18 protein-coding genes are annotated in these 19,115 nt (G+C 69.5%); 12 read left to right on the top strand and 6 right to left on the bottom strand.

All coding sequences use genetic code 11. The annotated features are described in order from the left end of the window. Positions 1 to 271 precede the first annotated feature (271 nt). The 3 genes from L324_RS29890 (at position 272) to L324_RS29880 (ending at position 5,495) form a co-directional block, all read left to right on the top strand. Positions 272 to 2,536 carry a M4 family metallopeptidase gene (locus tag L324_RS29890; RefSeq protein WP_152547039.1) on the top strand — a complete coding sequence of 755 codons (2,265 nt, stop codon included), beginning with the start codon at positions 272 to 274 and terminating at the stop codon, positions 2,534 to 2,536. Positions 2,537 to 2,637: 101 nt separating this feature from the next. After that, positions 2,638 to 4,236, top strand: coding sequence for a M28 family peptidase (locus tag L324_RS29885; RefSeq protein ID WP_037316210.1), 1,599 nt, complete (start codon positions 2,638 to 2,640; stop codon positions 4,234 to 4,236). 203 nt (positions 4,237 to 4,439) lie between these two features. Further along, the gene (locus L324_RS29880) at positions 4,440 to 5,495 is read left to right on the top strand and encodes a chitinase (RefSeq protein WP_037316207.1); all 1,056 of its coding nucleotides are present in this window, start codon (positions 4,440 to 4,442) and stop codon (positions 5,493 to 5,495) included. Positions 5,496 to 5,556: 61 nt separating this feature from the next. Here L324_RS29880 and L324_RS29875 read toward each other — a convergent pair whose 3' ends face one another. After that, positions 5,557 to 6,339, bottom strand: coding sequence for a DUF3152 domain-containing protein (locus L324_RS29875; RefSeq protein ID WP_037316205.1), 783 nt, complete (start codon positions 6,337 to 6,339; stop codon positions 5,557 to 5,559). Positions 6,340 to 6,450: 111 nt separating this feature from the next. Between L324_RS29875 and L324_RS29870 the strand changes: the two genes are divergently transcribed. Next, complete coding sequence (locus L324_RS29870; RefSeq protein WP_037316631.1) at positions 6,451 to 7,707, top strand: helix-turn-helix domain-containing protein; 1,257 nt, start codon at positions 6,451 to 6,453, stop codon at positions 7,705 to 7,707. Positions 7,708 to 7,909: 202 nt separating this feature from the next. Here L324_RS29870 and dapE read toward each other — a convergent pair whose 3' ends face one another. After that, a complete protein-coding gene (gene dapE, locus L324_RS29865; RefSeq protein WP_037316204.1) occupies positions 7,910 to 8,995 on the bottom strand; it encodes a succinyl-diaminopimelate desuccinylase in 1,086 nt (361 codons plus the stop codon). A gap of 48 nt (positions 8,996 to 9,043) precedes the next feature. Between dapE and L324_RS29860 the strand changes: the two genes are divergently transcribed. The 3 genes from L324_RS29860 to L324_RS29850 all read left to right on the top strand — a co-directional run bounded on the left by L324_RS29860 (position 9,044) and on the right by L324_RS29850 (position 11,534). Continuing rightward, positions 9,044 to 9,433 (top strand): hypothetical protein, encoded by a 390-nt coding sequence (locus L324_RS29860; protein ID WP_235783681.1) that lies wholly within the window; start codon positions 9,044 to 9,046, stop codon positions 9,431 to 9,433. Positions 9,434 to 9,461: 28 nt separating this feature from the next. Further along, entirely contained in the window at positions 9,462 to 10,448 is a 987-nt protein-coding gene (gene dapD / locus L324_RS29855; RefSeq protein ID WP_037316199.1) for a 2,3,4,5-tetrahydropyridine-2,6-dicarboxylate N-succinyltransferase, read from the top strand. A gap of 117 nt (positions 10,449 to 10,565) precedes the next feature. Further along, the gene (locus tag L324_RS29850; protein WP_037316196.1) at positions 10,566 to 11,534 is read left to right on the top strand and encodes a CHAD domain-containing protein; all 969 of its coding nucleotides are present in this window, start codon (positions 10,566 to 10,568) and stop codon (positions 11,532 to 11,534) included. On the opposite strand, the gene L324_RS29845 is transcribed toward L324_RS29850, so the two are convergent. After that, positions 11,521 to 12,927 (bottom strand): FAD-dependent monooxygenase, encoded by a 1,407-nt coding sequence (locus tag L324_RS29845; RefSeq protein WP_037316187.1) that lies wholly within the window; start codon positions 12,925 to 12,927, stop codon positions 11,521 to 11,523. The genes L324_RS29850 and L324_RS29845 overlap by 14 nt on opposite strands. A gap of 79 nt (positions 12,928 to 13,006) precedes the next feature. On the opposite strand from L324_RS29845, the gene L324_RS29840 reads away from it, so the two are divergent. After that, positions 13,007 to 13,615: a TetR/AcrR family transcriptional regulator gene (locus L324_RS29840; RefSeq protein WP_037316176.1), complete on the top strand. Its 609-nt coding sequence runs from the start codon at positions 13,007 to 13,009 to the stop codon at positions 13,613 to 13,615. Positions 13,616 to 13,729: 114 nt separating this feature from the next. Here the strand turns inward: L324_RS29840 and dapC are convergent, their stop codons facing one another. The 3 genes from dapC to L324_RS29825 form a co-directional block, all read right to left on the bottom strand. Then, positions 13,730 to 14,818: a succinyldiaminopimelate transaminase gene (gene dapC, locus L324_RS29835; protein WP_037316174.1), complete on the bottom strand. Its 1,089-nt coding sequence runs from the start codon at positions 14,816 to 14,818 to the stop codon at positions 13,730 to 13,732. Beyond that, positions 14,815 to 15,135, bottom strand: coding sequence for a ferredoxin (gene fdxA / locus L324_RS29830; RefSeq protein ID WP_037316172.1), 321 nt, complete (start codon positions 15,133 to 15,135; stop codon positions 14,815 to 14,817). The genes dapC and fdxA overlap by 4 nt, the downstream gene beginning before the upstream one ends. Positions 15,136 to 15,245: 110 nt before the next feature. Then, positions 15,246 to 15,440, bottom strand: coding sequence for a hypothetical protein (locus L324_RS29825; RefSeq protein WP_037316170.1), 195 nt, complete (start codon positions 15,438 to 15,440; stop codon positions 15,246 to 15,248). A gap of 53 nt (positions 15,441 to 15,493) precedes the next feature. On the opposite strand from L324_RS29825, the gene L324_RS29820 reads away from it, so the two are divergent. Genes L324_RS29820 through L324_RS29805 form a run of 4 tightly spaced genes read left to right on the top strand, consistent with a single transcriptional unit; the run spans position 15,494 to position 19,095 of the window. After that, positions 15,494 to 16,228 carry a GNAT family N-acetyltransferase gene (locus L324_RS29820; protein WP_081736512.1) on the top strand — a complete coding sequence of 245 codons (735 nt, stop codon included), beginning with the start codon at positions 15,494 to 15,496 and terminating at the stop codon, positions 16,226 to 16,228. Continuing rightward, the gene (cofD, locus tag L324_RS29815; RefSeq protein ID WP_037316166.1) at positions 16,225 to 17,223 is read left to right on the top strand and encodes a 2-phospho-L-lactate transferase; all 999 of its coding nucleotides are present in this window, start codon (positions 16,225 to 16,227) and stop codon (positions 17,221 to 17,223) included. The genes L324_RS29820 and cofD overlap by 4 nt, the downstream gene beginning before the upstream one ends. Then, positions 17,216 to 18,553 carry a coenzyme F420-0:L-glutamate ligase gene (locus L324_RS29810; RefSeq protein WP_037316163.1) on the top strand — a complete coding sequence of 446 codons (1,338 nt, stop codon included), beginning with the start codon at positions 17,216 to 17,218 and terminating at the stop codon, positions 18,551 to 18,553. The genes cofD and L324_RS29810 overlap by 8 nt, the downstream gene beginning before the upstream one ends. Then, positions 18,550 to 19,095: an NUDIX hydrolase gene (locus tag L324_RS29805; protein WP_037316160.1), complete on the top strand. Its 546-nt coding sequence runs from the start codon at positions 18,550 to 18,552 to the stop codon at positions 19,093 to 19,095. Before L324_RS29810 ends, L324_RS29805 begins: the two co-directional genes overlap by 4 nt. Positions 19,096 to 19,115: the final 20 nt, after the last annotated feature.

The following is a 19,115-nucleotide window of genomic DNA, read 5'->3' as shown; positions in this document are numbered from 1 at the left end:
TACGAAAGTCGCCATATATCGCACCTGGCGGGAAAATCCTTACTACACAGGGATTTTATTCCCGGTGAAATGATCTTCGCCGGTCTTGCTACGCCATCCGGCCCATTGACGCCTCCGGTGACCGGCTCCTTTACTCGGACGTGTCCATCGGGATAACTCCAGTTATCTTCGGCGGACACGCTCCCCGTCCCCCGCCGTGCTCCCACTCCGGTCGATTCCCCGCCGCGCCGCTGGCCGCACGGGAGCACGGTCCTGCCCATGGAAGGTTCCCATGACCGTTCAGCGAGGGCTCAGAACAGGGTTGGCGGCCATCGCCGGCCTCGCCCTGAGCATGACGTTCCCGGCGATGCCGGCGAACGCGACCACCGCCACCATCCAGCCCGCGAGCCCCGACGCCGTGGCCGCGAGCGCGGCCGACCAGGCCGCCGCGGCTGGTGTAGACCACTTGCGCAAGGGTGCCCAGGAGGGCTTCCGCCGCGTCGGACTGACCCCTGGTGGCGGAGGACTCTTCTACGCCGCTTACGAACGAACCTACCGTGGCCTGCCGGTGGTCGGCGGGGACGCGGTGGTGGTCGCCGACGGCGCCGGGCGCGTCCGCGGCACCAGCTCCGCGGAGACCGCGACGATCTCGGTCGACACCAAGGCCAAGATCACCGCGGCGAAGGCGGCCGAGGTCGCCCGCGGCCAGTTGTCCACAGTGGACAGTGTCACCGCGCCGAAGCTGGTCGTGCTGGCGGGGAACTCTCCCAAGCTCGCCTACGAAGTCGTCGTCGCCGGCACCAAGGCGACCGCGCCGAGCAACCTGCACGTGTTCGTGGACGGCGTCACCGGCGCCGTGCTCGATACCCGTGACGACGTCAAGCAGTCCAACGTCCCGACCCACGCGCAGGGCACGTCGAACGACGTCAGCACCCTGGGCGCGGGCAACAGCTACTACGTCGGCAACGTCACCATCGACACGACGAACTCCGGCGGCACCTACACCATGCGCGACCCGCAGCGCAGCAACATCAGCTGCGCGCGCCAGAACGGCTCGCCCTTCAGCGGACCGGACGACAACTGGGGCAACGGTTCCGGCACCGACCTGGAAACCGCTTGTGTCGACACGCTTTTCGGCGTCCAGACCGAGTGGAAGATGCTGAGCGAATGGCTCGGCCGTAACGGCATCAACGGCAACGGCGGCGGCTTCCCCGCCTACGTCGGCCTCAACCAGGTGAACGCCTACTGGAACGGCTCGTCGACCACCTTCGGTCACTCGCAGGACAACCAGCGCCAGGCCACCCCGATGGACGTCGTCGCGCACGAGTACGGCCACGCCATCTTCCAGACCACGCCGGGCGGCGCGGGCAGCGGCAACGAGAACGGCGGCCTCAACGAGTCCACCGGTGACATCTTCGGCGCCATCACCGAGCACTACGCCAACAACGCCAAGGACACCCCGGACTACGACGTCGGCGAGAGCGTGAACCTGGTCGGCCAGGGCCCGATCCGCTACATGTACAAGCCGAGCAAGATCTCGGGTAACCCCGACTGCTACTCGTCGTCCATCCCGAACACCGAGGTGCACGCGGCCGCGGGCCCGCAGAACCACTGGTTCTACCTGCTGGCCGAGGGCACCGCGCCCGCAGGCAAGCCGGCCAGCCCGACCTGCAACAACACCTCGATCACCGGTCTCGGCATCCAGAAGGCCGCGAAGATCTTCTACAACGGCCTGCTGAAGAAGACCTCCAGCTGGAACCACAAGGCCGCCCGCAAGGCGACCCTGGAAGCGGCGCTCGCGCTGTACCCGGGTTCCTGCACCGAGTTCAACACCACCAAGGCGGCGTGGGAAGCGATCAGCGTCACCGCGGCGTCCGGTGAGCCGACCTCGTGCACCCCGCAGGGCAACGACTTCTCGGTCGGTGTCAGCCCCACCTCCGGCACCGTCCAGCCTGGACAGTCGGCGACCGTCACGGTGAACACCGCGACCGTCAACGGTGCGGCGCAGTCGGTTTCGCTGAGCGCCAGTGGTCTTCCCGCCGGGGCGACCGCGACGTTCAACCCGGCGTCGGTCCAGTCCGGCGCGTCCTCGACGCTCACCATCGCGACGTCGGCGAGCACGCCCAACGGCACCAGCACGATCACGGTGACCGGCACGGCGGCCAGCGGCACGCACACCGCGCAGTACACGCTGACCGTCGGCACCGGCGGCGGCGAACGGACCTACACCAACGGCACCGACTACGCGCTGAACGACTACGCCACGGTCAACAGCCCGATCACGTCGACCGCGACGGGCAACGCGGTGTCGCCGGTCAAGGTCTCCCTCACCGGGACGCACACCTGCTCCGAGGACCTTCGCATCAGCCTGAAGGCCCCCGACGGCAGCACGTATTCGGTGAAGCCGACCGGTTCCCTGCCGTGCACCGAACTCGGCACCCGGAACTACTCGGTGAACGTGACCAACGAGGTCGCCGCCGGCACCTGGACGCTCGTGATCTACGACGCCTACGCCCAGGACACCGGCACGCTCGACAGCTGGACCATCACCCTCTAGTTCTCCCGCGCGCGTGAAGGACTCCTTCCCTCGGCCCTGGTTCTGGATGACCAGCCGGGGGAAGGAGTCCTTCACGCTCCCCCCAGGAAGGAAACCCCGGCATGAAGTGGGGAAAGCGAATAGGAGCGGCCGTCGTCGGCATGGCCGCCATACTGGGTGTCGTAGCGGCGCCCGCGCAGGCGGTCACGGCCGCGAGCATCACCGCGGCACCGGACATCTCCCTCGCCAACGTCAAGGCACATCTGAGCGCACTGCAGACGATCGCCAACCAGAACGGCGGGAACCGCGCCTCCGGACGGCCGGGCTACCCGGCATCAGTGTCCTATGTGGAGCAGAAGCTGCGCGCCGCCGGATACAACGTGACCCTGCAGACCTGCACGACCTGCGCGGGTTCGAGCCAGAACGTGATCGCGGAATGGCCGCAGGGTGACCCGAACCAGGTCATCATGCTCGGCGCGCACCTCGACAGCGTGAGCGCGGGCCCCGGGATCAACGACAACGGTTCGGGATCGGCGTCGATCCTCGAAGTCGCGCTGACACTGGCCCGCGAGAACCCGACGTTGGCCAAGCGGGTCCGTTTCGGCTGGTGGGCCGACGAGGAGTCCGGTCTGCGCGGGTCCAAGTACTACGTCAGCAACCTGCCCTCGACCGAGCGCACGAAGATCAAGACATACCTGAACTTCGACATGATCGGCTCCGACAACTGGGGCTACTTCGTCTACGACGACGTGGCTTCGGTCAAGGCCGTGTTCGACGAGTACTTCACCTCGATCGGCATCCAGACCGAAGGCGACACCGAGGGCGACGGCCGTTCGGACCACGCGTCGTTCAAGAGCGCGGGCATCCCGGTCGGCGGACTCGCGACCGGTGCCGGGTACACGAAGAGCGCCGCGCAGCAACAGAAATGGGGCGGCACCGCCGGAAGGCCGTTCGACAGCTGCTACCACCGTGCCTGCGACACGCTGTCGAACATCCCGGACACCCCCGTGGAGAAGAACAGCGACGCGATCGCCTACGCGCTCTGGAAGCTGGCTGTCGGCGCGCCGACGGGCAACGACTTCTCGCTGGGGCTTTCGCCGACCTCGGGCACCGTCGAAGCGGGACAGTCGGCGACCGTCACGGTCAACACCACGACGACTTCCGGCTCGGCGCAAGCGGTTTCGCTGAGCGCCAGCGGGCTGCCCGCCGGGGCGACCGCGACGTTCAACCCGGCTTCGGTCCAGTCGGGCGGCTCCTCGACGCTCACCATCGCGACGTCGGCGAGCACACCCAACGGAACCAGCACGATCACGGTGACCGGTGACGGCGTCTCGGTGGACCGCACGGCGCAGTACACGCTGACCGTCGGCACCGGCGGCGTGCGCACGTTCACCAACGGCACCGACTACGCGCTGAACGACTACGCCACGGTCAACAGCCCGATCACCTCGACCGCGACGGGCACGGCGACCTCGCCGGTGAAGGTTTCGATCACCGGGACGCACACCTGCTCCGAGGATCTGCGGATCAGCCTGAAAGCGCCTGACGGCAGCACGTACTCGGTCAAGCCCACCGGTTCCCTCCCGTGCACCGACCTCGGTACCCGGAACTACTCGGTGAACGTGACCAACGAGGCCGCTTCGGGCACTTGGACGCTCGTGCTCTACGACGCGTACGCCCAGGACACCGGCACGCTCGACAGCTGGACCATCACCGTCTGACCATCCGAATGGCGAAGGCCATCTCACGAGGACACCCGGCCTCGTGAGATGGCCTTCGTGCGTGAGGGCGATCCACGGACAACTTTTCCATATCTGGTCTAGACCACCCGATCGTCGGTAGCGCCACTCATGCACGGCGACCTATGTTGAGCCGAACGGCCGCTTCCTGTTCGTTCAAACCGCTTTCGAGATGGGAGCTGGGTATGTTCGGTCGCGTCTCACGGCTGCTCGCAATCACCGGCGCGGCGGTACTCGCCGTCACCACACTCGCCGTCCTGCCTTCGGCACAGGCCTCGGTCGACGCCGACGTCTGCGCGGTCAAATCGAAGCCAGCTGGCAAGGTCCTGCAGGGTTATTGGGAGAACTGGGACGGCGCCTCGAACGGCGTCCATCCGCCGCTGGGCTGGGTCCCGATCACCGACGCCCGCATCAAGGCCAATGGGTACAACGTGATCAACGCGGCCTTTCCGGTCATCCTGTCCGACGGAACGGCAAAATGGGAGGATGGGATGGACGCGACTGTGAAGGTCGCGACCCCGGCCGAAATGTGCGCCGCCAAGGACGCGGGCGCGACGATCCTGATGTCCATCGGCGGCGCCACCGCGGGCATCGATCTGAACTCGGCCACCGTGGCGGACAAATTCGTCGCCACCATCGTGCCGATCCTGAAGAAGTACAACTTCGACGGGATCGACATCGACATCGAAACCGGCCTCACCGGCAGTGGGAACATCTCCACGCTTTCCACGTCGCAGAAGAACCTCATCCGCATCATCGACGGCGTCCTCGCCGCGATGCCGCCGAATTTCGGGCTCACCATGGCACCCGAGACCGCGTACGTCACCGGCGGCAGCGTCGTCTACGGCTCGATCTGGGGCGCGTACCTGCCGATCATCAAGAAGTACGCGGACAACGGCAGGCTGTGGTGGCTGAACATGCAGTACTACAACGGAAGCATGTACGGCTGCTCGGGTGATTCGTATCAGGCCGGGACGGTTCAGGGGTTCGTCGCGCAGACGAACTGCCTCGACAAGGGCCTGGTGATCCAGGGGCAGACGATCCGGGTGCCCTACGACAAGCAGGCCCCCGGCCTGCCCGCGCAGTCCGGCGCCGGTGGTGGCTACATGTCGCCCAGCCTGGTTTCCCAGGCGTGGCGCAGTATTCCGTCGCTCAAGGGCCTGATGACCTGGTCGATCAACTGGGACGGCTCACGGAACTGGACGTTCGGGCAGAACTTGAAGACACTGCAGGGCCGCTGAAAGGCGCGTGTGAGCGGCTCGCCTCGTGAGTGGTAATGACGGTTAGAACCGTCATTACCACTCACGAGTCGCCACGGGGAATCGGATCGTCGTATTCCCCTGACGGCCCCGAATACTGCGACCCGTCCGGGTAGGGCCACGGATTCGGCGTACAGCCGTGCAGGCCCAGCGTCTGCTGCTGCATCACCGGCGCGAGCGCGCCCGGCACGGGGCAGGTCTCGTGACCGCGCCCGAGCCGGTGCCCGACCTCGTGCGTGACCATGTACTGCCGATAGGCCGCCAGCGGCGCGCCGTAACCGGGAACGCCGTTCGCCCAGCGGGCGACGTTGAGCACGACGCTGTTCCCGTTGCGGCACGAGGTGTAGCCGTCGGGCCTGCCGCACAGCACGTCCCGGGTCGTCGGCGTGGCGAGGTAGATCGTGAAGTCGTACGGACCGTCCGGGCCGACGCGCTGCAACCGCCAACGACCGCCGCCGGTCCAGCCGCGTGGATCGCCCAAAGTGGACTCGACGGCCGTGGCGAAAGCGTCCGGGTTCACGCCGCCGATGTCGCCTTCGACGGCGACGCGGTAACGCAGCAGTCTCCCGGCCTGCCCGGCGACGGGGCCTTCACCGGCCGGGAACCGCCACTGACCGGACCCCGCCCGCGGGAACGTGATCGCGGCGGACGGCGGCGCCAGTACGGGCTTCGGTGCCGTCGAGGACGTGCTCGGCGTCGTCGAGGGGGTCGTTGAGGGGGTGATGACCGGTACCGGCGTCACCGCGGGAGGAGCGATCGAATGAGCTTCACAGCCGGCCACCGCGAGAGCGCATACGACCGCGGCCAAGGCCCCGCGCGCGCTCATCGTTCCCCCAGGAGGTCTTCGGTCACACTGGGAGATACGTACCGGGGCCGCGAGAAGTTGTGGGACCGCGCGCGCAACCTTTCGGCGCGTTCGGCCGTATCGTTCTCGGACATGGGCGAGGAGGTCGGCGGACGACTGCGGCGGCTGCGCGCCGAACGCGGCCTCACCCAGCGTGAACTCGCCGAGCCGCACTACACCGCCGCGTACGTTTCCTCCGTCGAGACCGGGGCGCGGACCCCGTCCGGCGACGCGTTGCGCCACTTCGCCGCGCGACTCGGGGTGGACACCGGCGAGCTGCTCGGCGTGACGTCGCCCCGCGACGACGTCCGGCTCGACCTGGACATCGCGGCGGCCGCGGCGGACTTACTCACCGGACGCGGCTCGGCGCCGAAGATGCGGCGCCTGGCCCGGCGGGCGGAACGCCTCGGCCGCCACCGCCAGGCCGGGCTCGCCTGGCTGTGGCTCGCGCGGTACACCGAGGGCGACACCCGGCCGCGACTGGTGGCCGCCGCCGAAGCCGCGCTCGCCGACGATGTCCCGGCGTACCGGCGGCTGGCCGTCGCGCTGCGCGCGAACGTGCTGATCGGCTGGGGTGAGCCGCACCACGCGATGCACCTGCTCCGGACCGCGCTCGACGCGAGCCGCGAGCACCACCCGCATCCGGTGCTCCTGCTGACGCTGCACGCGTACCTCGCCGAAGGACAGCTCCGCCTCGGCGAAACCACCCAGGCCGCGCGGCACGCGGGCGAGGCACTTCGGCTGACCCGCGGCGGCGAGGAGATCCTGGCCGAACTGACCGAGAACCAGCGCCGGCTGACCGAGACCTACCTCGGCGAAGGACGGGTGACCGACGCCGTCGCCACCGTGGCGGTGCTGCACGACCTCCTCCACGAACGGGCACTGAGGCCGGTGCTGGCCCGGTGTCTCTACGCGCGGGCGCTGGTCCGGCGCGCCGACGATCCCGAAGGCGCCCTCGCGGACCTTCGCGCTTCCCGCGCGGCGGCCCCCGACCACGCCGTCACCCTGGAACTCGCGGACCTCTGCCGCGAACTCGGCCGCCTCGACGACGCCGCCGCACTGCTCACCGAAGCGGCCGACGCCATCCCGGCGGACTCGCCGCACTCCGCGTCACTCACGTTCCAACAGGGCTCGCTGGCCCTGGCGCGCGGAGACCTCGAAGCAGCCGAAGCGGCCTTCGCGCACGCCATCGACGTCGCCGCTCTTCGCGACGCTCGCGGTGTCCTGGCCGCTTCGGTGGACAAAGCGGGAGAGCTGCTTCGCGACCAGGGACGCTCCGAGGAAGCCGCGGACCTGCTGCGGCGGGGGTTGCTCCTGCTCGGCGCCGAAGAGGACCTCCCGGGGCGATAGCAAAGGTCCCTTGCTCTCTTTCCGCAGGTCAGGAGGGCTCGCGATAGCAAAGGTCCCTTGCTACCGCCGCTGGCCTTGCACGTGAGTCGGTGCGGCTCTGCCGCGAGCCTGTGTCTCCAATGTGGCATTGGAGACGTTCATTGTCCCCAATGCCACATCGGGGACTCAGGCCAGCACGCGAGGTGCGTGAACAACCGGGACGCTACTGCCCACTCACGCTGAGGAAGTCGCGCAGTATCGAGGCGACCTGCCGGATCTCCCCCGCCCGCACGTTCTCCTGCCGCGTGTGCGCCAGCGTCGGGTCGCCGGGCCCGAAGTTCACCGCCGGAATCCCGAGAGCCGCGAAGCGCGCGACGTCGGTCCAGCCCAGCTTCGCGACAGCCTTGCCGCCCGCCGCGGCGACCAGCTCGGCGGCCGCCGGGGCGCTCAGGCCGGGCAACGCACCCGGTGACAGGTCGACGACCTCGACGTCGTAGCCCTCGAAGACCTCGCGGAGATGCGCCTCCGCCTCGTCGGCGCCGCGGTCGGGCGCGAACCGGTGGTTGATCGTGAGCACGGCCTCGTCCGGGACGACGTTGCCCGCGACCCCGCCGCCGATCTTGGTGGCCTGCAGGCCCTCGCGGTAGGTCAGGCCGTCGATGTCGACCACCCGCGGCGTGTACTCGGCCAGCCTGCGCAGCGGTTCGGCGAGGCCGTGGATCGCGTTGACGCCCATCCAGCCGCGCGCGGTGTGCGCCCGGGCGCCTTCGACGCGGATCTCGATCCGCATCGTGCCCTGGCAGCCGCCCTCGATGCCGCCGTTCGAAGGCTCGCCGAGGATCGCGAGGTCGGCCTGCAGCCACTCGGGCAACTCGCGCTCGATGCGGCCGAGGCCGTTCTTCGTCGCTTCGATCTCTTCGCAGTCGTAGAACACGAAGGTGACGTCGTGCTTCGGCTCCCGGAGAGCGGCGGCGAGGTGCAGGAAGACGGCGTCGCCGCTCTTCATGTCGACGGTGCCCAGGCCGTGCAGGATCTCGTCGTCACCGGTCCCCTCGCGGCGCACGGGCAGGTTCTCGTTGACCGGAACGGTGTCGAGATGCCCGGCCATCAGCACCCGAGTCGGACGCCCCAAGTTGGTGCGGGCGAGGACCGCGTCGCCGTTGCGGATCACCTCGAGGTGCGGAGCCTGTGTCTCCAGCGCCGCTTGCACCGCGTCCGCGATGACCTTCTCCTCCTCCGAGACGCTGAAGATGTCCACCAGCGCGGCGGTGAGGTCGACAGGGTCCGCGTGCAGATCGAGCGAAGGCATGCCCGCACCGTACCGGCGGGGCGGCAGGGCTACCGTGAGGGAGTGCGCATGCGAGTGGTCTTGGTCGCCCTTCTCCTGCTACTCGGCGGCTGCGGATCGGGCGAGGTCCCGGTGACGGTGAAGCCCAGCCGCAGCGCCGGGCCGGACGTGCTGCCGATCAAGCTCAAGGCGCTGACCACCGACCGGTGCTATCTGGCACCGGGGACCGAATCGCCCAAGGGCTGCCAGAAGTACGTCACCGAACTCTCCAGCGCCGCGGGCAGTGTCCGCAAGCGCAGGCCGGATCTTTCGGCGAGTGCCGACGCCCTCGATCGCCCGATCTCCGCCTTCCGCACCGCGAACTGCCAGGACCAGCCGGCGCCCGGCGGCGCGTGCGGCCAGGCGCTCGTGGACATGTCGGCGGCGCTGACCAGTGTGAAGAGCCTCGTCGGCGGTTGAGGCAGGTCACTGGGTTACCGTTCAGGGCGTGAGCGAGCAGACCCCTGATCCCGAAACCACCGGCGCGACCGGCGTCGGACTGGCCACCGTCACGACCGACGGCACGGTGCTGGACACCTGGTTCCCGCTGCCCAAGCTGACCGAGAGCGCCGAGGACAAGGCCGGCACGGTACGGCTGACCGCCGAAGAGGCCTCCGAGGCTCTCGGCGAGGCCGCCGCGGCCCAGCTCGGTCCGGACACCGACCGCGGTGTCGAGGTCGTCGCGGTCCGCACGACCGTCGCCCGCCTCGCCGACGCCCCCGGTGACGCGCACGACGTCTACCTGCGCCTGCACCTGCTGTCGCACCGGCTGGTCCGGCCGCACGGCGCGAGCCTCGACGGCATTTTCGGCCTGCTGGCGAACGTCGTGTGGACGAACCACGGGCCGTGCCCTGTCGAAGGCTTCGAGGCGACCCGGCTGCGGCTGCGGGCGCGCGGCAACGTCACCGTCTACGGCGTGGACAAGTTCCCCCGGATGGTGGACTACGTCGTGCCGACCGGCGTCCGCATCGCCGACGCCGACCGCGCCCGTCTCGGCGCGCACCTGGCCAACGGCACCACGGTCATGCACGAGGGCTTCGTCAACTACAACGCCGGCACGCTCGGCGCCTCCATGGTCGAGGGCCGGATCTCGGCTGGCGTCGTGGTCGGCGACGGTTCCGACGTCGGCGGCGGCGCGTCGATCATGGGCACCCTGTCCGGTGGCGGCAAGGAAGTCATCTCGATCGGCGAGCGCTGCCTCATCGGCGCGAACGGCGGCGTCGGCATCTCGCTCGGCGACGACTCGGTCGTCGAAGCGGGCCTCTACGTCACGGCTGGCACGAAGGTGAACTTCGAGGGCAAGGTCGTGAAGGCGCTGGAGCTGTCCGGCATCTCGGGCGCGGTGTTCCGGCGGAATTCCGGGACCGGCGCCGTCGAGGTCGTCGCGCGGACCGGCGTCGGCATCGAGCTGAACGCGGCCCTGCACGCCAACTGACCTGCGAAAAGAGAGCAAGGGACCTTTGCTGTCACTCTCCCCCGGAGAGCGATAGCAAAGGTCCCTTGCTTCTCTCACGGCCCGGACCACCTTGCCGGTTCACCTAGAATTCATCTCGTGACAGCCGAGACCCTGCCGCGCAAGAACGTCCCTTCGACCACCCCGGCCGCACTGGGCCTCGGCGACCGCCCCGCGAAAGCCGGGCCGGACGATCCGGCGGCCACCCATGTCCGGGTCAAACTCGACGTCGAGATCCGCGCGCTCCTCGCGCACGAGCCGGGCACCAAATCCGGCGCCGATCCCGAGGATCTGCACCAGATGCGGGTCGCGCTGCGCCGCATGCGAAGCGTCCTCAAGCTGTCGGGCCGCCTCGTCGGCCCGGACGCCGAACCGGTGCGCGCGGAACTCGGCTGGCTCGGCCAGTCGCTCGGGGACGTCCGGGATTACGACGTCCTGATCGGGCATCTGCGCGAGGTCGTCGCGGAGTTCGAGGTACGCGACCAGCCCGCCGCGCGCCGTCTGGTCTCGAAGTTCGTCACCGAACGCGGCGTCGCGAAGCGGCGGCTCACCCGCGCGCTCGCCAGCCCCCGGTACGCCGCGATGCTGCAGGACATCGGCCGCCTCGCCCGGCAGCCCGCCACCGAAGAGGCCACCTCGGAGGCGCCGCTGACGTCGGCGGATCTCGTCGCCGGGCTCGCGAAGCCGCACCGCAAACTCGTCAAAGCCGTGAAGGCGCTTCCCGCCGATCCCCCGGACGACGACCTTCACGCACTTCGCATCTACGGCAAGAAGCTGCGCTACGCCGCGGAGATGGCCAAGCCCGCCGCGAAGAAGAAGCAGGCGGAGCGGATCCAGCGGCTGATCAAGGCCACGAAGAACTTCCAGACCGTCCTCGGGGATCACCAGGACGCCTGCGTCGCGGCCGATCGGATGCGTGGCGTCGTGACCTCGGTCGACCCCGAAGCCGCCTTCATCGCGGGCCGGATCGCGGAGAAGGAACTGCTGCGCCGGGCCGGGCTCCGCGCCCTGTGGCGCGACGTCTGGGCGGAGGTCGACAAGGCCGCTCGCGCTGTCAGCCCGAAGTGATCGCGCGCAGGTAGCCGTCCGGCCGGATCAGCACCTGACGTCCGTTCTCGGCCTCGTATGCGGCGAAGGCGCGCCCGCCGACGTCCTCGAAGTCCACATCGGACAGTGTGCTGCCCGCGGGCAGGATCCGGCGCGCGCCTTCGGGAGCGGGACCGTCGCCGAACACCAGCAGCGTCTCCTGCGGACCGCGGAAGAGTTCGAACAGCCGGACGGGTTTGCCGCCTCCGTCCACCAGCGGCGCGTCCGGCGCGCGGTCGCCGGGGCGGATCCGGCCGGTCGACGCGGGCGCGAGCGGGCCGCCGCGGTATCCGATGTCGAGCTGACGCGTGTTCTCGCCGCGTTCGTGGGCGTCGTCCGCGCCCTCCCGGTACTTCTCGAGGATCTCGGTGCTGATCTTCAGCACCCGCGCGGCCACCCCGCGCCGCTCCGGCTCGTAGCTGTCGAGCAGCTCCCGTGACCCGTCGGCGAGCTTCCAGCCCAGGTTGTACGCGTCCTGCACGCCGGTGTTGAGCCCCTGCCCGCCGGTGGGCGGGTGGACGTGCGCCGCGTCGCCGGCGAGGAAGACGCGGCCTTCGCGGAACCGCGCGGCGAGCCGGATGTTGGGCCGCCACACCGTCGACCACGCCAGGTCGTGCAGCCGGATCCCGCCGCCGGACAGGTCGTCGAGCCGGGCCTGGAGCGTGCTCAGCGACGCCTCGACCTCTTCCTCGCCCAGCGGCGCGCCGAACTGGAAGTGCGGCACCCCGGGCAGCGGCGTGAGCACGATCCCCGACATCGGGTCCTCGGGTTCGGCGAACCAGTGCCCGTACGCGCGATCGAGCCCTTCGGCCTGGACGTCGCCCAGCAGCATGCGGATCGATTCGTCGGTCGTGCCTTCGAACGCGATCCCGAGCGTCTTGCGCACGAAGCTCTTCCCCCCGTCCGCGCCGACGAGGTAGTCGACCCGGACGCGCTCGCCCGGCAGTTCGGCGGTCACGCCGTCGGCGTCCTGCTCGAAGCCGATCAGCGGGGTCCCGAGTTCCACCTTGACACCGAACTCGGCGAGCCGGTCGCGCAGGATCCCCTCGGTCCGGGACTGGCCGAGGAACCAGCCGTTCGGGTAAGGCACGTCCGGTGTCGGCTCGGCGAGTTCGGCCATCATCCGCTCGCCGACGACCTCGCCGCCCAGATGGATCTTCATCGCCACGGGCGGCTGCCCGGCGGCCAGCACCGCGTCCAGGACGCCGAGGTCCTCGAAGACCTCCAGCGTGCGCGGCTGCAGACCATCGCCGCGCGAGCCCTCGAAGAACGTTTCGGCCTGCTCGACGATCCGCACGCCGACGCCGCGGCGCGCGAGATCGATGGCCAGCGTGAGCCCGGTCGGCCCGGCTCCCGCGATCAGGACTTCGGTCATCTCTCCTCCAGTGAATTAAGATTCAGTGAATCTTGATTCACTGTGCCCGTTGCTAGCCTTCCGTGTCAAGGAGGTGCCGATGACGGTGACGAGCCGCAAGGAGAAGGCGGCGGAGACCGAGGCCGCGCTCAAGGACGCGGCGAAGCGCGTTTTCGCGGCGAAGGGGTACCTGAACACCAAGATCACCGACATCACGGCGGAAGCCGGTCGCGCGGCGGGGTCGTTCTACAACCACTTCGCGAGCAAGGAAGAACTGCTCGAAGCGCTACTCGCCGACCTCGCGGCGGCTAGCGACGTCAACGCGACCTCGCCGGAGCACAAGGCCGACTTCACCGACCCGGACGCCGTGCGCTGGCACGTCCGCGAGTACTGGAACTTCCACCGCGACAACGCCGCGACGATGCTCGCGCTGCGCCAGGCCGCGATGGTCAGCGACGAGTTCGCGCACACCTTCGCGAAGTTCGGCGCGGATCAGGCCGCGGACATCATCGGCCACCTCGCGTACATCACCGAGGCAGGCATGGAACTGCCCGCGTCGGAGCGCCTCACGCTCGCGATGATGGCGGAGCTGGTCAACGGCTTCGCGCACACGTGGCTGCTCGACCCGACCTCGGTCTCCGAAGAGGAGGCCGTCGAGGCACTGACGCGGTTCATCTACCGGGGCTTCACGGGTCGCGACGTGAGCTGAAGGGCCCTTTCCCCGCATAAGATGCGAGGAAAGCGCCCTTCGCCGCGTGAGATGAGGGGAAGAGGCCCTTCAGCCCCCGGGGCACCGGACGGGGGGGCGAGGTGCGGCCCGGAGTTAAGCCAACCGTTCCGCGGCGGCGTCGATCCGCTCGTCCGTCGCCGTCAGGGCGATCCGGACGTGCTGCCCGCCCGTCGGCCCGTAGAACGTGCCCGGCGCGGCGAGGATCCCGCGCTCGGCGAGCCAGTCGACCGTGTCGAGCGCGGACTCCCGGCGCGTGGACCAGAGATACAGCCCCGCCTCGGAGTGCGAGATCTCGAAACCGCTGTCCAGCAACGCCTTCCGCAGCACCAGCCGCCGGCGCGCGTAGCGTTCCCGTTGCACGGCGAGCGCTTCGTCGTCCTTCAGTGCGGCGACCATGGCCTCCTGCACCGGACGCGGCACGATCAGCCCGGAATGCTTGCGGATCTCCAGGAGCCCGGCGACGAGCTTCGGGTCGCCGGTGACGAACCCGGCGCGGTAGCTGGCGAGGTTCGCGGACTTCGACAGCGAGTGGACGGCCAGCAGGCCGTCGAGGGAGCCGCCGTGCACGGACGGGTGCAGGATCGACACGGGCTCGCTTTCCCAGCCCAGCGCCAGATAACACTCGTCGGAGACCACGACGACGCCGCGTTCCCGCGCCCAGTCGACGACCTTGCGCAGGTGGTCGACCCCGAGCACGCGCCCGGTCGGGTTGGAGGGCGAGTTCAGCCACAGCATCGACGGCCGCTGCGGGCCGAGCGCGATCGTGCTGTCGGCACGCAGCAGGGAAGCACCAGCCAGCAGCACGCCGACCTCGTAGGTCGGGTACGCCACCTCGGGGATGACGACGAGATCACCGGGGCCGAAGCCCAGCTGCCGCGGCAGCGAGGCGACCAGTTCCTTCGAACCGATCGTCGGCAGCACGGCCGCCTCGGGAACGCCTTCGATGCCGTGCCGCCGCGAAAGCGCGGCGACCGCGGCGGCCCTCAGCTCGGGGATCCCGTGCGTGGTCGGGTAGCCCGGGATGTCCGACACGGACGCGAGTGCCGCGCGGACGCTCTCGGGAACCGGGTCCACCGGCGTGCCGATCGACAGGTCGACGATGCCGCCGGGGTGTGCCTGGGCCTTCGCCTTGGCTTCGGCGAGGGAGTCCCAGGGAAAATCGGGAAGAGCGACCCGGCTCATTCGCCCTGCGGGGGAAGAGCCTTGATGAAGGCGGGGTCGTGACTGGTCTTGCCGACCTTGGAGGCGCCACCGGGCGAGCCGAGTTCGTCGAAGAAGTCGACGTTGGCCTTGGTGTAGTCGCCCCACTCGTCGGGGACGTCGTCCTCGTAGTAGATCGCCTCGACGGGGCAGACCGGCTCGCAGGCACCGCAGTCGACGCATTCGTCCGGGTGGATGTACAGCATGCGGTCACCCTCGTAGATGCAATCCACGGGGCACTCGTCGATACACGCCTTGTCGAGCACGTCGACGCAGGGCTCGGCGATCACGTAGGTCACTGCGTACTCCTGCTTTATCTCTGCTTCACCAGTCTGCAACGGACATTACGCGCCCACGGGCGCCACCGGCCCGCTTAGGCCACCCTTATCCGTACTCCGGGTATGGGCTTTCAGCGGTCCTTCCGGCGAGGCGGCGGAGTGGCCCTGCTGTCCCCAGTGATGACGAATTTCGGCGCAGCGGGTTTCGCCGCCTCCGCGTCCTTCTCCTCGACGGCCTTTTCCGCGCCCAATGCCCGGTTGAAGCCGTCTGAGATCTCGCGGACCAGGTCTTCGTTGTGCCGGTCGTCCTTGCGCGCGATGCTCATCGGGGTCCCTCCACTGCCTTCCTTGGCACAATCTAACCGTGAACAGCGCGGAATTGCTCGAGCTCACCTGTAGTCAGGCATGGCCTCCCCTGCTGGAGGGCCGGATCGGCGACTGGAGGCTGCGCTGGGCGGACGGGTTCACCGCCCGCGCCAACAGTGCCCTCGCGATCGGTGACCCGGGAAAACCGCTGCCAGAGGCCCTGCGGGCGGTCTGTGACTTCGCCCACGATCACGGCATCCCACCCGTCGTGCAGGTGATCCAGAACACGTCCACCGAAGCCGCCATCGACGCCCACGGCTGGGTCCAGCATGTGGAACACCGGCCCGCGCACGAGGTCCGCGTGATGACCGGGCCGCTCCCGCGCGGGACCTCGGCGGGAGCGGTGGTCCTCGACGAGCCGACGTCCGGATGGTGGGAGCTGACGACGGGCCGCGCCGAACCGGCGGACGCACCGCGGCATGTCCTCGGCACCGGCAAGGTCGGTTTCGGGGTCGTGGAGTCCGACGGCGGCACGGTGGGGGCGGTGCGCGGCGGGATCGTCGGCGAATGGCTGCACGTCGCCCGCTTGGAGGTCCGGGAGGAGTTCCGGCGGCGGGGGCTGGCGAGCGGGCTGATGAACGCGATCGGCGCCTGGGGCGCCGCCCAGGGCGCCACCGGCGTCGTCCTGCAGGTCGCGCTGGGCAACTCCGGCGCGCTGAAGCTGTACGAAAACCTGGGCTGTACGGAGCACCACAGGTACCGCTACTGGGCCCCGGCTCCGGGGGCGTGCGAGGATCGCCCGTCGTGAAGGTCGTCATTTTGGTCGGCGGAGTGGGCGGGGCCCGCTTCCTGCTGGGGGTCAAGCAAGCACTGGGTCTGCCCGCGGTCGGTTCCGCCCCGGAATCGCCGCATGAGGTGACCGCGCTGGTGAACACCGGGGACGACGTGTGGATGCACGGTCTGCGCATCTGCCCGGACCTGGACACCTGCATGTACACCCTCGGCGGGGGAATCGACGAAGAGCGCGGGTGGGGCCACTCCGGGGAGACCTGGACGGTCAAGGAGGAACTCGCCGCCTATGGCGCCGAGCCGACCTGGTTCGGTTTGGGCGACAAGGACATCGCGACGCACCTCATCCGTTCGCGGATGCTGCGCGCGGGCTATCCGCTCTCGCAGGTCACCGAGGCGCTGTGCGACCGCTGGCAGCCGGGCGTGCGCCTGCTGCCGATGTCGGACGACCGCGTCGAAACGCATGTCGTGATCGACGATCCGGAGGATCCGGACCAGCGCAAGGCGATCCACTTCCAGGAGTGGTGGGTGCGCTACCGCTCCGAGCCGAAGGCGCATTCGATCATCGCCGTCGGCGCCGACGAGGCCAAACCGGCGCCGGGCGTGCTCGACGCGATCGCGGCGGCCGACGTCGTGCTGTTCGCGCCGTCGAATCCGGTGGTCTCGGTGGGCACGACGCTCGGCGTCCCGGGGATCCGCGACGCGCTGAGGAAGACGCGCGCCAAGGTCGTCGGCATTTCGCCGATCATCGGCGGGAAGGCGTTGCGCGGTATGGCCGACGCGTGCCTGAGCGCGATCGGCGTGGAGACCTCCGCCGAGGCCGTGGGACGGCATTACGGCTCCCGCAAGGAGTCTTCGGAAGGCGTGCTCGACGGCTGGCTGGTCGCCGAGGGCGAAACCGTCGACGTACCGGGCGTCGCCGTCCGCGACGTGCCCCTGCTGATGTCCGATGTGGACGCCACCGAGGCGATGGTGCGCGCGGCTTTCGATCTGGCTGGAGTTTCCGTTGACTGACCACGCTTCGGCGAAGATCGAGATCCTGCCGGTCGAAGGGCTGCCGGAGTTCCGCCCCGGCGACGACCTCACCGGGGCGATCGTCTCGGCGGCCCCGTGGCTGCGTTCGGGCGACGTCCTGGTCGTCACCAGCAAGATCGTCTCCAAGGCCGAGGGCATGCTGATCCGCGTCCCGGCCGACCCCGACGAGCGTGATGCCGCCCGGCGCCGGCTCGTCGAGGAGGAGTCCGTCCGCGTGATCGCGCGGATCAACCGGACGGTGATCACCGAGAACAAACTCGGCATCGTGCAGGCGGCGTCCGGCGTGGACGCGTCGAACGTGGCCTCCGGTGAGGTCGCTTTGCTGCCGTCCGATCCGGACGCGTCCGCGCTCGCGCTGCGGAACGGGCTGCGCGAGCGGCTCGGTGTCGAGGTCGCCGTCGTCGTCACCGACACGATGGGCCGCGCGTGGCGGGTCGGGCAGACCGACGCCGCGATCGGCGCGTCCGGCCTGCGGGTGCTGCATTCGTACGCGGGCGAGGTGGACGGCCAGGGCAACGAACTCGCGGTCACCGAGGTGGCGATCGCCGACGAACTGGCCGCCGCGGCGGATCTGGTGAAGGGCAAACTCGGCGGGACACCGGTCGCCGTCGTGCGCGGCCTTCAGCTGACCGACGACGGATCCACCGCCCGCAAGCTGCTCCGGCCGGTGGAAGAGGACCTGTTCCGGCTCGGCACCAACGAAGCCATCGCGCAGGGCCGCCGGGAAGCCGTGCTCGCGCGGCGGTCGATCCGGTCCTTCACCGACGAGCCGGTCGATCCCGAGGTGCTGCGCCGCGCCGTATCGACGGCACTGACGGCTCCCGCGCCGCATCACACGAAGCCGGTCCGGTTCGTGTGGCTGCGCGAGGAAGGCTTGCGCCGCAAGCTTCTCGACGCGATGAAGGCGTCGTGGCAGGCCGATCTCGAAAGCGACGGCTTCACCCCGGAGCAGGTCGCGAAACGCCTCAGCCGCGGTGACATCCTGTACAACGCGCCCGAAGTCGTGGTGCCGTTCCTCGTCGCCGAGGGCGCCCACACCTACCCCGACGACCGGCGGAACGCCTGTGAGCACACGATGTTCACCGTCGCGGGCGGCGCGGCGGTGCAGGGCCTGCTGGTCGCGCTCGCCGCCGAAGACCTCGGCTCGTGCTGGATCGGGTCGACCATCTTCGCCGCGGACGTCGTCCGCGAGGTCCTCGGCCTGGACTCGCGCTGGGAACCGCTCGGCGCGGTCGCGATCGGACATCCCGCCGCCCTGCCGCCCGCCCGTGGCGCGGGCGAACCCGGTGAAGGACTTCTCGAACTGTGACCCTGCACGAAGATGTCGTGTCCACTTTGTCCAGTTGGCGCCCCGGGGACGCGGCCCAGGAATCCTTGCGGCAAGCCTATTTGGGCTTCCTCGCCGCCCGCGACGACGTCTGCCGTCGCGAATGCGCGGCCGGGCACATCACCGCTTCGGCCGTACTTCTGGACGCCGACGCGGAAAACGTCCTGCTCACCCTGCATCCGCGAGTCGGCCGCTGGCTCCAGCTCGGCGGGCATTGCGAGCCGGGTGACGCGACCCTCGCGGACGCGGCTTTGCGGGAGGCACGGGAGGAATCCGGCATTCCGGACCTGATCATCGATCCGGTGCCGGTTCACCTCGACGTCCACCCGATCACCTGTTCCCTCGGCGTGCCGACCCGGCATTTCGACGTGCGTTTCGTCGTACGCGCACCCCGGGGCGCCCAGCCCGTACAAAGCGACGAATCGGACGATCTTCGCTGGTGGCCGGCGAAATCACTGCCGAAAGGGTCGGAAGATCTCGCCGAACTGGTGGAAGCCGCCCTCCCCGCGCCGTCCGGCCGTTAGGGTGTCGGCTGACGCGCAAG

This window comes from Amycolatopsis orientalis DSM 40040 = KCTC 9412 (genome assembly GCF_000478275.1).
Taxonomy (GTDB): Bacteria; Actinomycetota; Actinomycetes; order Mycobacteriales; family Pseudonocardiaceae; genus Amycolatopsis; species Amycolatopsis orientalis.
Note: the sequence above shows the minus strand (reverse complement) of the source record. Positions and strands in the feature narration are given on the sequence as shown.